This is a genomic window from Actinoplanes sp. NPDC049598 (assembly GCF_040675435.1).
Lineage (GTDB): Bacteria > Actinomycetota > Actinomycetes > Mycobacteriales > Micromonosporaceae > Actinoplanes.
Genome location: NZ_JBFAOX010000002.1, coordinates 269,545 through 284,734, shown reverse-complemented (window position 1 = coordinate 284,734; position 15,190 = coordinate 269,545). Strand labels below are relative to the sequence as shown.

At 71.4% G+C, this 15,190-nt stretch carries 9 protein-coding genes; 5 read left to right on the top strand and 4 right to left on the bottom strand.

What is annotated here, in order from left to right; genetic code table 11:
• Positions 1–97: 97 nt before the first annotated feature.
• Positions 98–988 carry a serine hydrolase gene (locus AB0J66_RS07145; RefSeq protein ID WP_364656645.1) on the top strand — a complete coding sequence of 297 codons (891 nt, stop codon included), beginning with the start codon at positions 98–100 and terminating at the stop codon, positions 986–988.
• 50 nt (positions 989–1,038) lie between these two features.
• On the opposite strand, the gene AB0J66_RS07140 is transcribed toward AB0J66_RS07145, so the two are convergent.
• The gene (locus AB0J66_RS07140; protein ID WP_364656642.1) at positions 1,039–3,834 is read right to left on the bottom strand and encodes a S8 family serine peptidase; all 2,796 of its coding nucleotides are present in this window, start codon (positions 3,832–3,834) and stop codon (positions 1,039–1,041) included.
• A 187-nt stretch (positions 3,835–4,021) separates the two neighbouring features.
• On the opposite strand from AB0J66_RS07140, the gene AB0J66_RS07135 reads away from it, so the two are divergent.
• A complete protein-coding gene (locus AB0J66_RS07135; protein ID WP_364656640.1) occupies positions 4,022–5,449 on the top strand; it encodes a Dyp-type peroxidase in 1,428 nt (475 codons plus the stop codon).
• Here AB0J66_RS07135 and AB0J66_RS07130 read toward each other — a convergent pair.
• Positions 5,415–9,389: a tetratricopeptide repeat protein gene (locus AB0J66_RS07130; RefSeq protein WP_364656637.1), complete on the bottom strand. Its 3,975-nt coding sequence runs from the start codon at positions 9,387–9,389 to the stop codon at positions 5,415–5,417. The two genes, AB0J66_RS07135 and AB0J66_RS07130, sit on opposite strands and share 35 nt — an antisense overlap.
• A 147-nt stretch (positions 9,390–9,536) precedes the next feature.
• On the opposite strand from AB0J66_RS07130, the gene AB0J66_RS07125 reads away from it, so the two are divergent.
• The gene (locus tag AB0J66_RS07125) at positions 9,537–10,136 is read left to right on the top strand and encodes a hypothetical protein (RefSeq protein WP_364656635.1); all 600 of its coding nucleotides are present in this window, start codon (positions 9,537–9,539) and stop codon (positions 10,134–10,136) included.
• A 44-nt stretch (positions 10,137–10,180) separates the two neighbouring features.
• Positions 10,181–11,416, top strand: a complete 1,236-nt coding sequence (locus tag AB0J66_RS07120; protein WP_364656633.1) for a hypothetical protein — start codon at positions 10,181–10,183, stop codon at positions 11,414–11,416.
• Here AB0J66_RS07120 and AB0J66_RS07115 read toward each other — a convergent pair.
• Both AB0J66_RS07115 and uxaC read right to left on the bottom strand, forming a co-directional pair.
• Positions 11,387–12,478, bottom strand: coding sequence for a mannitol dehydrogenase family protein (locus AB0J66_RS07115; protein ID WP_364656630.1), 1,092 nt, complete (start codon positions 12,476–12,478; stop codon positions 11,387–11,389). The two genes, AB0J66_RS07120 and AB0J66_RS07115, sit on opposite strands and share 30 nt — an antisense overlap.
• Positions 12,475–13,851 (bottom strand): glucuronate isomerase, encoded by a 1,377-nt coding sequence (gene uxaC, locus AB0J66_RS07110; RefSeq protein ID WP_364656627.1) that lies wholly within the window; start codon positions 13,849–13,851, stop codon positions 12,475–12,477. The genes AB0J66_RS07115 and uxaC overlap by 4 nt, the downstream gene beginning before the upstream one ends.
• 100 nt (positions 13,852–13,951) lie before the next feature.
• Between uxaC and AB0J66_RS07105 the strand changes: the two genes are divergently transcribed.
• Positions 13,952–15,169, top strand: a complete 1,218-nt coding sequence (locus tag AB0J66_RS07105) for a lactate racemase domain-containing protein (RefSeq protein WP_364656625.1) — start codon at positions 13,952–13,954, stop codon at positions 15,167–15,169.
• Positions 15,170–15,190: the final 21 nt, after the last annotated feature.

The following is a 15,190-nucleotide window of genomic DNA, read 5'->3' as shown; positions in this document are numbered from 1 at the left end:
GGCCGGGGCGCTACGCATGCGGCCGGCGAATGGTTGACTGCTTTGAACAATCCCTCACGGTCTCGCCATTTCTGACCGCGTACGGCACCATGCTCGGGTGCAACGAATCCAACTCGTCTCGTTGATCGTGGCAGCGGTGGTGGCAGTCGGTGGCGGCGCGCTGATCGTGCAGGGCCTGCAGGGCAGCGGAGACTCCGGAACGTCACCCGACTCGCGCGGACCGTCACCGACCCGCAGCAGCATCGACCCGGCGGTGGCGCTGCGCGCCCAGCGCCGCAATCAGCTCACCGCGGCGCTGACCAAGCTCGCCCCGACCGTGCCCGAGTTCTCGGTGGCGGTGCTCGACCGCAAGACGGGCGAGCGGTTCGAGTTCAAGGGCACCCAGAAATTCGACACGGCCAGCGTCGTCAAGGCCTCCATCCTCGCCTGCACGCTGCTGCAGGCCCAGGACGACGACCGCAAGCTGACGGCCGCCCAGCGCCAGCTGACCGCCCGGTCGATCGAGAACAGCGACAACGACGCGACCACCACGCTCTTCGGCGACCTCGGCAAGGTCGAGGGCCTCACCGCCTGCAACAAGCGCCTGGGCCTGACCCAGACGGTGGTCAACGAGGCCTGGGGCCTGACCAAGACCACCGCCGACGACCAGGTGCGCCTGCTCAGCGAGTTCGTCAATCCGAAGAGCCCGCTGTCGGTCAACTCCCGGCAGTACGCCTTCGGGCTGATGACGCAGGTCGCGGAGGATCAGGACTGGGGCGTTCCGGCCGCCGCCCGGAGCGGCGAGGTCGCCACCGTCAAGAACGGCTGGGACACCCGCGACGCCGACGGCGGCCTGTGGGCGGTCAACACGATCGGCCGGATCACCTCGTCCGACAGGAAGACCGACGTCTCGGTCGCCGTGCTCTCGCACAACAACCAGACGTACGAGGACGGCATCGCCCTGGTCGAGAAGGTCGCCAAGCTGTCGCGGCAGTATCTGAAGTACTGACGCAGAAACGCGGCCCGGGAGAACCTCCCGGGCCGCGTCACCACCAGTGATCAGCGCTTGCTGACGGTGGCCTCGCCCGTCCAGGTGCCGACGTTGCCGGCCTTGTCCGTGGCGGTCGCCGTCAGGGTGTAGGTGCCGGCGAGCTTGGTGGTGTTCCACTGCAGGTTCCAGGGCGCCTTGGTCGCCGTCAGCGTGGTGACGACCTTGCCGTCCTGGGTGACGACCAGCTTGACCTGCTTGACGCCGGCGTTGTCGTCGACCGTGGGCAGGATCTTGGTCAGGCCCGGGGTGACCGTGCCGGGCAGCGCGACGTCGATCGCCGGGTCCGCGTTGTCCACCGTGAACGTGCGGTTCAGGGTGCTGACGTTGCCGAGCTTGTCGGTGGCCCGCACGGTCAGGACCTGGGTGTCGGCCAGGCCGGTGGTGTCGATCGGCATCACGTACGGGGCGGCGGAGGCCTCGCCGATGACCTGGTCGCCGGCGAGCAGCTCGACCGAGGCGATGCCGGACGGGTCGTTGGCGGTCATGGTGGCCGTCACCGTGCCGCGCAGCGGGGCCGACGCGATCGGGTTGGGCCAGGAGACCTTCGGGCCGGCCAGGTCGGCCGCGATCTTGCGGGTGCTGGTGGCGGTGTTGCCGACGGCGTCGGTGGTCCGCACGGCCAGGGTGTACGTGGTGGAGGTGGCCGGCGTCCACTCGAGCGACCACGGCGCCGAGGTCAGGGTCTGCACGACCTTGCCGTTGACGATCAGCTCCATCGTCGCGGTGTCGTCCGACGGCTCGCTCAGCGCGACCGTGACCGGTCCGGCGCCGGTCACCGCGGGCACGTCCACAGCGGTCGACGGGGCGGTGTTGTCCACGTCCACCGCCATCGACACGGTGCCGATGTTGCCGGTGGTGTCGAACGCGGTCACCTCGAGGTTGTAGGCGCCGGTCAGCTTGCCGGTGGTCCAGTTCAGCGTCCACGGGGCCTTGGCGGCGACCAGGGTGGCCACGGTCTTGCCGTCGGCGTCGGTGACGACGCCCTTGACCTGCTTGACGGCGACGTCGTCGCTCGCGGTCGGGGTGATCTTCACGGCGCCCCGCAGGGTGCCGGGCACCGAGACCTCGACGGTCGGCGCGGTGTTGTCCAGGGTCAGGTTGCGGACCATGGAGGACGCGTTGCCGAGCGTGTCGGTGGCCCGCAGCGTCAGGGTGACGCCGCTGGTCAGCGTGGTGGTGTCGACCGGGATCGAGTAGGGGGCGGTGTCGTCGCTCCCGATGACCTCGTCGCCGGCCAGCACCTCGACCGAGGCCACGCCGCTGGGGTCGGTGGCGGTCGCCGTGACCTCGACGGTGCCGCGGAAGCTGCCCTTGGCGGCCGGGGTGACCCATTTGAGCGCCGGGCCGGTGTTGTCGATGGTGACGTTCACGGCGGCCGCGGTGGCGGCGTTGCCGGAGGTGTCGGTGACCCGGACCTTGACGGTCTTCTTGCCGGTGAGCCCGGCGGTGTCCCAGTCGATGCTCCACGGGGCCGAGGTCGTGGTCGCGACCAGCTTGTCGGCGACGAAGAGCTCCATCCGGGCGGTGTCGTCGGACGGCGCGGTCAGGCTGACCGGGACGACGCCGCCGGCGGTGGCGGCGACGCTGAAGGCGGCCGACGGGGCGGTGGTGTCCTTGACGACCGGGGTGGGCGCGACGCCACCGGTGATGGCGGTGAGGGCGTTCGCGGCGTTGACCCGGCCCTGGGCGACCCAGGAGCCGACGGGGTCGGCCGTGCTCTCGATCGCGGCCCGGATCTGCTCGGCGGTGGCCGACGGCTTGGCGGCGCGGGCGAGCGCGGCGATGCCGGAGACGACCGGCCCGGCCGAGCTCGTGCCCGCGTACCAGTAGTACTTGTTGTCGGTGCCCTGGGCGTAGTTCTGGCCCGGGGCGGCCACGTCGACCCACGCGTTGCCCGCGCTGTTGTAGTTCGACCAGCTGTAGCGGGCGTCGTTGTCGTCGGAGCCGGCCACCGCGATCGCGGCCGGGACGCCGGCCGGGTACGCCGGGACCGTCTTGCCGTCGTTGCCGGCGGACGCGATGACGACCACGTTCTTCGACGCCGCGTAGGCGACGGCGTCGCGGATGACCTGGGTGTCGGAGGCCGAGCCGAGCGAGAGGTTGATGACGTCGGCGTTGTGGTCGACGGCGTAGACGATGCCCTTGGCGATGACGTCGGTGGTGCCGCTGCCCTTGGCGTCCATCACCTTGACCGGCAGGATCTGGCAGGTCCAGCAGACGCCGGCGATGCCGGTGGCGTTGTCGCCGGCGGCAGCGATGACCGAGGCGGCCTTGGTGCCGTGGCCGTTGTCGTCGATCGGGCTCGAGTCGTTGTTGACGAAGTCGTAGCCGGCCAGCACCCGGCCCGAGAGCTCGGTGATGTTGCTGACGCCGGTGTCGACGACCGCGACGACGACGTCGTTGCCGGTCGTGTAGGCCCAGGCGCCGGGCGCCTTGATCTTGGACAGGCCCCACTGCTGGGCGTAGCTGGGGTCGTTGGGGCTGCTGGTGGAGTCGACGGTGGCTACGGCCTTGGGCTCGACGTAGGTGACGTTGGGGTCGTCGCGCAGCGCCTCGACGGCGCCGGCGCGGTCGCCGGCCGCCACGGTGACGGTCACGCTGTCCAGGGCGGGCGTGGTGGAACTGCTGAGCACGTCGATGCCGGGCGCGGCGTCGAGGGCGCGGACGGTGGTGGCGGCCACGCTGTCGGAGCGCAGGCCAACTACCAGCGAGGACGGGGTCGTGTCGGTCGCGGCGAGCGCGGGGGCGGCAACGGCGGTGAGCGAGGCCGTCGCGATAGCCGCGACGGCTGCTGCTGTCTTCATTCGGTAGGCCACGGGCTTGTTGTTCGGTCGCCGCCGGCCCCACTCGACGAGAAAAAGGATGACCCCACCTCGTACGAACGGATGATCTGGCTGGTCCCGGCGCTGGCAGATTTAGGACACCCGGGCCGAAACGGCGATCATCTGCGGCATCCTCCGTGGTGCACAACTAGACCCGGAGGGGACTACCGTGGCCATCCTTGCCGACGCGCCCAAGATCCAGGGCAACATCCTTCTGCCCTTCGGCGGGCAGTTCCAGGCCTTCGTGGCCCTCTCGTTCCGCAGCCGCCGGGCCGGCGCCCGCACCTGGCTCGGCTCGGCCGTGGACCGGGTCGCCGGCACCGACGAGGTCGAGGCGGCCCTCGACGGCGACGACGACGGGCAGGGCCGGGCCCGCCGCGGCCGGCGCCTGCAGAAATCGGCCGCCCTGCTGAACATCGGGCTCACCGCCACCGGGCTCGTCCTGCTGCACGACGAGGTGGCGGGCGACCTCACGCCGTACGACGCCTTCTGGCGCGGCCCGCTGGGCGCCCGGCTCAACCAGGCCGGCGAGCTCACCACCGCCCCGGCCCTGCTCGGCGACGTCGAGAAGAGCGACCCGGCGAACTGGGTCGTCGGCCAGCCGTCCGGCGCCCCGGTCGACGCGCTGCTCACCCTGGCCGCCGACGACGACGAGACGCTCGGGGCGGCGCTGCGGGCCGAGACGGCCGCGGCCACCGCGGCCGGTCTCGAGGTGCTCTGGTCGGAACGCGGCGAGGTGCGCCGCAACGCCGCCCACCGGCGGGTCGAGCACTTCGGCTTCACCGACGGCATCTCCCAGCCGGGCGTGCGCGGTTTCAGCAACCCGGCCGAGTTCAAGACGGTCGTCGCGGCCGGTGAGTTCGTCCTCGGCCACCCCGGCGAGCGCCGCCCGCAGAGCTGGGCGCCGCGCCCCACTCCGGCGAAATGGATGCACAACGGCTCGTTCCAGGTCTTCCGCCGGATGAACCAGGACGCGGCGGGCTGGTGGCGCCGGGCCGGGGAGAACGGCGGCGACCCGGAGACGGCCGCGGCGAAGGCGCTCGGCCGCTCCCTCGACGGCAACCCGCTCGAGCCGGGGGCCCGGTCTCAGGACCAGAACGACTTCACGTACGGCGACGACGAGGCCGGCCGGCACACGCCGCTCTACGCCCACATCCGCAAGATGAACCCGCGCGAGGACGACGTGTTCCGCGACCGCGGCCACAAGATGCTGCGCCGGGGCATCACGTTCGGCCCGCGCTTCGACCGCGACCGCCCCGACGACCGCGAACGCGGCATCCTGTTCAACGCGTACGTGGCCAGCATCGAGGACCAGTTCGAGTTCCTGCTGCGGCACTGGGTCAACGACCCCAAGTTCCCGACCAGCGCCCTGAACGCGTACGGCCGCAGTGTCGCCCACCGCGACCGGATCGACGGCCTCGACCCGGTCGTGGGCCTGAGCGAGACGCAGGCGCGCGACCGCCTCCCGGCCGACGTCGTCGACAAGATCCCCCGCCAGTCCTTCGGCGGCTTCGTCACGACCACCGGCGCCGTGTACGCCTTCGCGCCGTCGCTGCCCGCGCTCAGGCAGCTGGCAGGCGGGGAGCCTCTGGTGTAGCGGGGCGGTCGATGCGGCGCAGCAACGTCGCGAGGTCGGGGCCGCCCTCCGCGGCGATCCAGGCCGGTAGCTCCGGCAGAGGTGGGCCCGGTGGCAGGAGCACGCCGGTGAGCTTGCGGTAGGCGTCGCGGTACTCGATGCTCGGCGCGCGCTCGTACAGCTCGCGGTAGATGGCGGCGGCCGTGTCGCGTGCGCCGGTGTCGTCCGGGTCGGCCCGCCACACCGCGTCGAGCAGCAGGGCGACCTCGTGCGGCTCCGTCCACTCCTCGGCCGCCGCCCGGAGCATCTCCGCCGCCTGGCCGGTGCTGAGTTCGCCGGCGGCCGCGCGCAGGCGCACGGAGAGCACGAACGCGTGCACCAGGGTGTCGCGCTCGCCGTGCTCCTCGGCGATGCGCAACGACTCCGCGTTGAGCAGTCCGGCCGCGGCCGGCCGGTCCGCCGCCAGATGCAGGCTCGCCAGCCGGTGCAGCCACGCGCAGAGGTAGTACGGGGCGTCCAGGTCGCGGGCGAGCTCGATCGCGCGCTCCAGCAACCGCTGCGCCTCGCCCGGCCGCCGCTCGCCCGCGGTGATGATCCCGAGCCCGGCCACCAGGTCGACCACGCTGGAGGCGTCGCCGAGCTCGACGGCCACCCTCAGCGAGTACATGACACAGGTCCGGGCCCGCCGGTAGTCGCCCTGGTCGCGGTAGATCTCGCTCATGTTGCCGACGATGACGGCCCCGGTGTGCCGCGCGCCGATGTCGCGGGCCACGGCCAGGGCCCGCCCGTACGACGCGATCGCCTGGACGTGGTCGGCGCCGCGCAGCGACGCCCAGCCGAGATTGTTGGCCGCGTGCAGGATCCAGTGCCGGTCGTCGGCCTCCTCGGCCGTGGCGAGCGCCCGGCGCAGGTGGTCCAGCGCCTCCTTCAACCGCCCCGTGTTCAGGTGCACGAGACCGAGATGGTTGAGCGCGGCGCTCATCGCGGACAGATCCTGGGCCTCGGCCGCCATCGACAGGTGCTGCCGCGCCATGGCCAGCGTGTCCGCGTACGAGCCCTGGCGGAACAGGGCGAACGTCATCCGCTCCATCGTGCGGGACACACCGGCGAGATCGCCGAGAAGATTGAAGCCGTCCAGGGCGCGCTGCAGCCAGCTGACCGACTCGGCGTACGAGTGCGTGTACATCAGGAGATCACCGAGCTGACGCTGGCCGGCGGCGAGGACTTCGGGCTGGCCGGTGCTCTCGGCGAGGCTCATCGCCCGCCGGTAGTGCGACTCGGCGTCCTCCCACTGCCCGGTGTGGTGGTAGACGTCGCCCATCTCGATGTGCAGCGCTGCCTGCTCCGGCTCCGGCAGCAACGGCAACAACCGCCCGTAGTAGTGGATGGCCGCGTCGTTGGCGAACGTCGCCTTGGCCCGGTCGCCCGCGGCGCGCAGCCAGATCCGCTGCTTGTCCACTCGTGCGCTGCGTGTGTAATGGTGGGCGAGCATGTCGACGTACTGGGGGAGCCGGTCGGCGTAGAGCTCCTCGACGAGCAGGCCGACCTTCTCGTGCAGGGCGGACCTCGTGTCGTAGGTGATGCTCTGGTAGGCCGCCTCCTGGGTGATGGCGTGCTTGAACTCGTACTCGGCGGCCGGCTCGGACTCCACCTGCGGGGTCAGCTCGAGCGTGTGCAACCGCCGCAGGTTGGTGGTGATCTGCTCGGCGGTGCCGGCCGGCGGGTAGACCGAGGCGATCCAGGGCGGCTGGAAACGCCGGCCGATGACGCTGGCCACCTTGATGGCCGTCTTCTCCCCGTCGGTGAGCTGGTCGATGCGCGCCATCACCAGCCGCTGCAGGCTGTCCGGCAGGCGCATCTCGGCCAGGGCGCGCGGGTCGCCGGGGTCGACGCCACGGCCGTGCAGATAGGTGACCAGCTCCTCGATGTAGAAGGCGTTGCCGCCGGCCTCCTCGCCGATCCGGCCGATCAGCCCGGCCGCGATGTCGGCGTCGCCGCCGAACCGCTCCTTGAGCCGGACGACGGTGAGCTGCTCGGCGTCGGTGCTCGCCATCTGGATCAGCGGCATCTCGACCGCGTGCTCGCGGGCGGCGAGCCGGCGGGGCAGGGGCTCGCGTGAGGTGGCGATGACGAGCACGGGCAGGTCGGCGATGTGCCGCCCGATGAGGTCGAGCAGGGTCAGCGAGGCCGGGTCGATCCAGTGGCAGTCCTCCAGCAGCAGGATCAGCGGGCCGGACGCCGCCCGGTCGAACAGGCAGGCCAGCAGCGTGGACCGGAGCAGGTGGTCCCGCCCGGCCGGGTCGAGCTGGGCGGTGAGCACCGACTCGGGCATCGGCAGGTTGATCAACCCGGCCAGCAGCGGCGCGCGCTGGCCGGTGCCGTCGTACCGGGCGGTGCGCTCGGTCAGTTGCGCCTGTTGTTCGGCGATCGGCAGGGCCGGATCGATGTCGAGGATCTCGCGCAGGATCGAGCGCCAGACCAGGTAACCGGCGGTGCCGCCGTGCGACCGGCAGCTGTCCCCGTAGCCGGTGAAGCCCAGCTTGCCGGCCAGCCGGCAGGTCTCGGCGGCCAGCCGGGACTTGCCGACACCGGCCTCGCCGTGCAGCCAGACCAGCCGGCCGTGGCCGCGTCGCGCCTCGTGCACGAAGGTGTGCAGCTCGGCCAGTTCGCGGGTGCGGTCGACCAGGCGCCCCGGGGCGGGCGCGGGGAGCGGGGCCGGCGACGGGAGTTCGAAAGCCTCGCGCACCGTCCACACCGAGATCGGCCCGGTCTTGCCCTTCGCGGTCACCACGCCGGGTCCCTCGGCGGCCACGATGTCCCGGGTCTGCTCGTAGGTGGCCTGGTCGATCAGCAGGTGCCCGGCCGGGGCGGCCTGCATGAGGCGCGCGGCGAGGTTGACGGCGTCGCCCACCACCGCGTACTCCCGGCGGACGTCCGAACCCACCTCGCCGCAGTAGACCGGTCCGGTGGTGACCCCGCCCCGGTACGGGCCGCCGGGCAGCGTCAGCAGCTCCAGGCAACAGCGCAGGGCCCGTTCCTCGTCGTTCTCGTGGCTGACCGGGGTGCCGAACACCGCCACCAGCACGGTGCCCTTGTCGTCGGCCATGAGGTGGCGCAGGTGGCCGCCGTACCGGTCGATGATGGCGACGCCGGCGCCGAGGAAGCGCTGCAGGGCCTGGACCGTGGCCGGGTTGTCGGCCGACAGGTCCGGTAGGCGGACGAAGGCGGTCGTGACCTTGCGGTGCTCGTTGACCAGCTCGTGCCGTCCGGAGCGCAGGCGCTGCCGGATGGCCGGGTGCAGGAACGGGGTCAGCAGCCGCTCCAGCAGCTCCGGGCTCTTCTCGGGACCGCGCGGGGTGTCCTGGTCGGCGCCCGGGGCGGTGGCGGCCTCCCGCAGGGCCTCGTCCACCACGATCTCGCCCTGCTCGGCGCGGTGCAGCGCGTCGATGGCCGAGTCCAGGCCGGGTCCGACGATCAGATGCTGCAGGCGGATGGCCGGATCGCCCACCAGCATCATGAGCAGCGGGCCGCCACCCAGCCCGACCCGGATCGTCAGGGAGCGGTGACCGTCGGGGGTGGACACCGGCGCCACCGAGGCCGTGGCCTCCCGGATCAGCTCGGCGCACCGGATGGCCCGCCGGGCCGTCGCGGCCGCTCCCTCCGGCGAATGCAGGAACACCCCGACGAGCGCGTCGCCGGCGAAGTCGACCACACTGCCGCCGGACTCGGCGATGGCGTGTGCGGTCACCTCGAACCATCGGTTGATGATGCGGGTCAATTGCTCGGTGCCGTAACTGCCGGAGCCCGCGAAGCTTTCGGTCATCGCGGTGAAACCGACGACGTCGGCGAAGAGAACGACCGCATCGGAACGCTGGGTGATTGGCGGATTGCTGACACTCGTGGTGCCGTGCAGCAGCCGCAAGACGTGTTCGGGCAGATAGGAGCGCCAGGTCGCGGACATTGCACTCACTGTCCGTGACGAGGGAGTCACCGGGAGGTCTTTGGCCACGCCTTGTGCCGCCACCCTTCGCCAGCTTACTGTCGGGCTCACATCATCGCCCCAGGCGTTTCGTTCGCCCAATTCCAGTCGCCCAATGAGGATACGGACATGGGTCAGCCGACCAGTGACGCCGCCTTCGAACTCGTTGGCGCGTGCGTCCATTCCCTTCGATTCGCCTTCGGTGCGCCGCTGCAGTACCCGTACGCGCCGCCGCTCGCGACCGACAACCCGCCGCCGAGCATCTTCCGCCGCCTGCAGGCGGTCTCGCCGCCACCCGGCCGGGGTGACGGCGAGTGGTACGAGGGGATGACCCTCGACGACGCTCCGTACGTGCCCAAGGGTGTGCCCGCGCGCCTGGAGGAGGTGCGGCATGCCGAGGGGATCCCGTCGCTCAACGGCGCCGACCCCGACGATGTCGTGCTGGACAGGTGGTTCGGCGTGCCGCGCCGGAAGAAGACGATGGCCTTCCCCGGTCCCGACCGCGGGAAGTACCTGCTGTCCATCGGCTACTGGAGCCCGATCCCGCCGGGATCGGTGAAGACCGACTGCGAAGTCCAGTACTACGACGAGTACAGGATGGAGTGGGCGCGCCGGCCCGAGGGGGAGTGGGTCGCGGTCAGCTTCGACGCGTTCTACCCGCCGGAGCGCGACAGCGCCGACCTGATCATCCCGATCGGCGCCTGCGACGCGGAATGCCCCGCCAGCTGAGCCGGACATTGACGGGCGTCTAACCGACGTGATCCGATCGACGCATGTGGCGCCGACTGGCTGTTCCCGTTGTCCTCGCCTTTCTTCCCCTCCTCCTGACCGCGGTCCCCGCGCGGGCCGCCCTGCCCACCGCCGCCGTCGCCCTGGGCGACAGCTTCATCAGCGGTGAGGGCGCCGGAAACTATCAGCCCGTCGTCGACGCCTCCGGGCAGGCGCAACCCTTCCCGGGGTGGGCGGCGGCGAACAGCAACGCCTACTTCTGCCACCGCTCGGCCAACGCGTCGCTGCTGAAGGCGTCGCTGCCGGGCATCCAGGACCGGTTCAACCTGGCCTGCTCGGGCGGGCAGCCGTTCGACATCGCCAACGCCCCGGCCGGGCGCGAGAAGGGCCGCACGGTGGCCTCGCAACTCGACCAGCTGCGCGCGGTGGCCCGCACCCACGACATCGACCTGGTCCTGATCGGCCTCGGCTCGAACAACTCGTCGTTCACCTTCGGCGACGTCGCGGTCAAGTGCGCCAACCGTTTCGTGGCGGACGCCTGGACCGGCTGGTGGGAGTTCTGGGCCTACCTCGGCGGCCCGGTGCCGCAGGAGCCGTGCGCCGCGGGCGATCTGGCCACACCGGCCCAGCTGTCCGCCGCTCAGACCGAGACGACTTCGGCCGTACGCGAGATCCTGCGCACTCTCGACGAGGTGGACGCGGACGGCGTGCACAAGGTGGTGTTCCAGGACTACACGAATCCGTTGCCGACGGAGCTCGAGGGCAGCCTGCACGAGGAGGACGGGCGAGCCGACGACCGGGACAAGTTCCGGGCGCTGGGCGCGGAACGGTACCGGGCCGGCTGCCCGATCCACCGGGCCAGCCTCGGGCCGGGCCACACGTTCTCGGCCGGGCTGGGGACCATCGTGGCCGGTGTGCACGGCACGGTCAGCAGCGAGTTCCCGGGCGAGGATCTGGTGTACCTCAACGTGCAGCAGGCCTTCGACGGGGCCCGGCTGTGCGAGCGGGCGGGCAGCCCGGGCAACGCGCTGGCGACGCCGATCCGGTTGCAGGACGGGCCGACCGGCGTGTTCCTGACCGATCTGGCCGGGCTCGACAAGCTCGACATCCAGCGGATCGCCAACGCCTGCGTCACCTACTTCCAGACCTGCCAGGAGTCGTGGCACCCGAACGCGGCCGGGCACGCGGTGCTCGGGCAGTGCCTCTCGGGCGCTTTCACGGCCGCCTCGCGGTCCGTGCGGTGCACCCGCTCAGCCGGCGGGGTGGTCAGCGTCCAGTAGGGCCAGCAACTCGTCGACCGACGTCGCCGCGGCGTATCTTGCCGCGCCGGCGTCGCGGACCGGGGCTCCGGCGCCGTGCAGGTGCCGGAGCCAGGCCTCGAGGACGGCCCGGGCCGCCTTCGGCTCCTTCGTCTGCCGCAGCACGGGCAGCACGCGGACCGGGATCTTCTGGGAGCCGTCCATGGCGATCTGCGCGAGCAGATGGCGGATGCGGGCGTTCTCCCAGCGCTCGATCAGCGCCGCCCGGTAGTCGCGGATCTCGGCGGCGGGCAGCGGCAGACAGGCGGCCGCCTCGTCCCACCACGTCTCGAGCAGCGCCCGGCACTCCGGGTCGGCCACGGCCTCGGCCACGGTGGTCAGGCCGCGCGCGCTCCCCACGTACGCCAGCAGGGAGTGGCCGCCGTTGAGCAGCCACAGCTTGCGCTGCTCGTGCGGGAGCACGTCGTCGACGAAGCGGGCCCCGGCCACCTCCCAGGCGGGCCGGCCGGCCGGGAAATCGCCCTGCAGCACCCATTCGTGGTACGGCTCGGTGACCACCTCGTCCGCCCGGTCCGAGGCCGGGGTGATGCGGTCGACCATCGTGGAGACGAACGAGACGTTCTCGTCGATCCAGCCGGCCAGGGCGGGATCGGTGCGGCGGGCGTGCTCGGTGACCACCCTCTTCACAACGGCGCCGTTGTCCGGCAGGTTGTCGCAGGGGACGACGGCGATCGGGCCGCTGCCGGCTTCTCTGCGGGCGGCCAGGCCTTTGGTCAGGCGGTCGGGAACGTCCTCACCCGCGTACGCCGCCTCGGTGACCGTAAGCGTCACGATGGCGGTCTCCTTCTGCGCGAGCTTCGCCTCCCACGTGGCCCGATCCGGACCGGGGTGGGTCTCCCGGATCGCGTCCGGCCAGGAGATCTCGTCGGTCTCCGGGCCGCGGGTGATGAGCTTGTAGCGTGGGTCCGGCGCGTGCGGGGAGCGGCCGGTGAACGCGGCGATGCCCCAGCCGTCCTTCGCCTCGGCCGTGTACCAGGCCTGGTGGGCGCGGAAGAAGTTGCCGAGGCCGAGGTGCACGATCACAGCTTGAAGACCTTCCGGGGCTGGTCGGAGACGAGGGCGGTGAGTGTCTCGACGGCCTCGTCCTCGTCGAGGCGGTGCGTGCACACCAGCTCGGCCAGGTAGCCGGCGTCGAGGCGGCGGGACATGTCGTGCCGGGCCGGGATCGAGCAGAGCGCGCGGGTGTCGTCGATGAACCCGGAGAGGCGGCTGAACCCGGCGATCTCGGTGACCGACTCCTGGAACCGGCGGATCGCCGACGGGTTGTCGAGGAACCACCAGGGCACGCCGGCGTAGACCGAGGGGTAGAAGCCGGCCAGCGGGGCGATCTCGCGGCTGTAGACGGTGGCGTCGACGGTGAACAGCACCAGGTGGAAGCCGGGGTCGGTGCCGTGCCGGGCCAGCAGCGGCTGCAGGGCGCGGGTGAACTCGACCGTGGTCGGGATGTCGTGTCCGGTGTCCGGCCCGTACCGGTCGAAGCTGGCCGGGTGGTGGTTGCGATAGATACCGGGGTGCAGGGTCATCACGAGACCGTCCTCGGAGGACATCCGGGCCATCTCGAGCATCATGTGCCGCCGGAAGGCTGTGCCTTCCGCGTCGGTGATATCGCCCTTCAGCGCCCTTTCGTAGAGGCGCTCGGGGTGGTCCACGGGCTCGGCTCGGGGGTCGGCATGGCTGTGGTCGGCGGAGACGGCGCCGTTGGCTTTGAAGAAGCGGCGCCGATTCTCGAGCGCCGTGATATAGCCGGTGTAGTGGGAAATGTCCGTATCGGCGACATCGCCGAGACGCTTGATCTTTTCCGGCCAACCGGGACGGGCCGGCTCCAGGTAGGCGTCGGGGCGGAAAGTGGGCGCGATGCGGGTCCGGACGGCGCTGCCGAGGGCTTGGTGCGGGGCCAGGTCGTCGGCCGGGTCGTCCGTGGTGGCCAGGAATTCGATGCCGAAGCGGTCGAGCAGCTCCCGCGGCCGGGCTCGGCGGCCGGCGATCCGGTCGTACAGCTCATCGGCGTTCGCGGCCGACGGGCGCTCGGTGATGCCGAAGATGTCGGCGAACTCCGTCTCCAGCCAGTAGCGCACGGGTGTGCCGCGCAGCAGAGCCCAGTTCTCGCAGAGCAGCCGCCATGCCTCTCGCGATTTCTGTTCCGTCAGCGGTCCCTCACCGACACCGAGCCGGTCCAGGCTCACGCCGCCGGCGTGCAGGAGCCGGGTCACGTAGTGGTCGGGCGTGATGAACAGGGCCGTGGGATCGGTGAACGGCTCGTCGGCCAGCAGCATCCCCGGGTCCACGTGGCCGTGGGGGGAGATGATCGGCAGGTCGCGCACCGCCTCGTACAGCCGCCGGGCCACGGGCCGTACGGTCGCGTCCGCCGGAAGCAGCCGGTCCTCTCGCATCACCATGCTCCTGAGGCTTCCTTCGCGGGCGGCGGGGCGGCAAGGGGTTGCCATGTGTTGCCCGGTTCGCTTGCCACGCTACGGCGCGCGGGCGGATGGTGGAGCCATGATCGAGCTCCTCGGTGGCCCCGGATCGACCCTCGACGACGCCGAGGTGCGTGACTACGTGCTGCGTACGCTCGCCGCGGAGGACCTGGACGGCCGCAGCGTCTGCGTGATCGTGCCGGACGGCACCCGGAGCTGCCCCCTGCCCATGCTGCTCTCCGCCGTGCACTCGGCCCTGCACGGCCGCGCGTCGCAGGTGACGGTGCTCGTCGCGCTCGGCACCCACGCGCCGATGAGCGAGGAACAGCTGACGGCCCACCTCGGCGGTCCGTACGAGGGCTTCGACGTGCGCAACCACGAGTGGTGGCAGCCGTCGGCGCTCACCTCGATCGGGGTCATCCCGGCGGCCCGGGTGGCCGAGCTGTCCGAGGGCCGGATGAGCCAGGACGTCGACGTGGTGCTCAACCGGGCCGTCGTCGAGCACGACGTGTGCCTGGTCATCGGGCCGGTCTTCCCGCACGAGGTGGTCGGCTTCTCCGGTGGCAACAAGTACTTCTTCCCGGGGGTGGCCGGCCAGGAGATCATCGACTTCTCGCACTGGCTCGGGGCGCTCATCACCAGCGCTTCGATCATCGGGACGCGTGGAACCACTCCGGTCCGGGCGCTGATCAATCAGGCGGCGGCGCTGATCCCGAGCCGGCGGCTCGCGCTGTGCCTGGTCGTCCAGTCGGAGACGGGCGTGCTGCACGCGGCGGCGCTCGGATCGCCCGAGGAGGCGTGGGCGGCCGCCTCCGAGGTGTCGGCGCAGACCCACGTGCGCTACCTGGACGCCCCGGTGTCCAAGGTGCTGTCCATCATCCCGGCCAAGTACGACGACATGTGGACCGGCGCCAAGGGGTTCTACAAGGTCGAGCCGGTGGTGGCCGACGGGGGACAGGTGATCCTCTACGCGCCGCACATCACCCGGATCGCCGCCATGCACCCGGAGATCGAGAAGATCGGCTACCACTGCCGGGACTACTTCCTCAAGCAGTGGGACAAGTTCAAGGACTACCACTGGGGCGTGCTGGCCCACTCGACCCACCTGCGCGGGGCCGGCACCTACGACCCCACGACCGGCGAGCGGCTGCGCGTGACGGTCACGCTGGCCACGGGCATCCCCGAGGACGTCGTACGCGCGGCCAATCTCGATTATCTGGACCCAGCGGCTGTACGCCTCGACGACCCAACTGCTTTCGTCGTTCCGCAGGCCGGTGAGGTGCTGTTCCGGCTGCGCTGAGCTCCGCAACATGTGGCAACC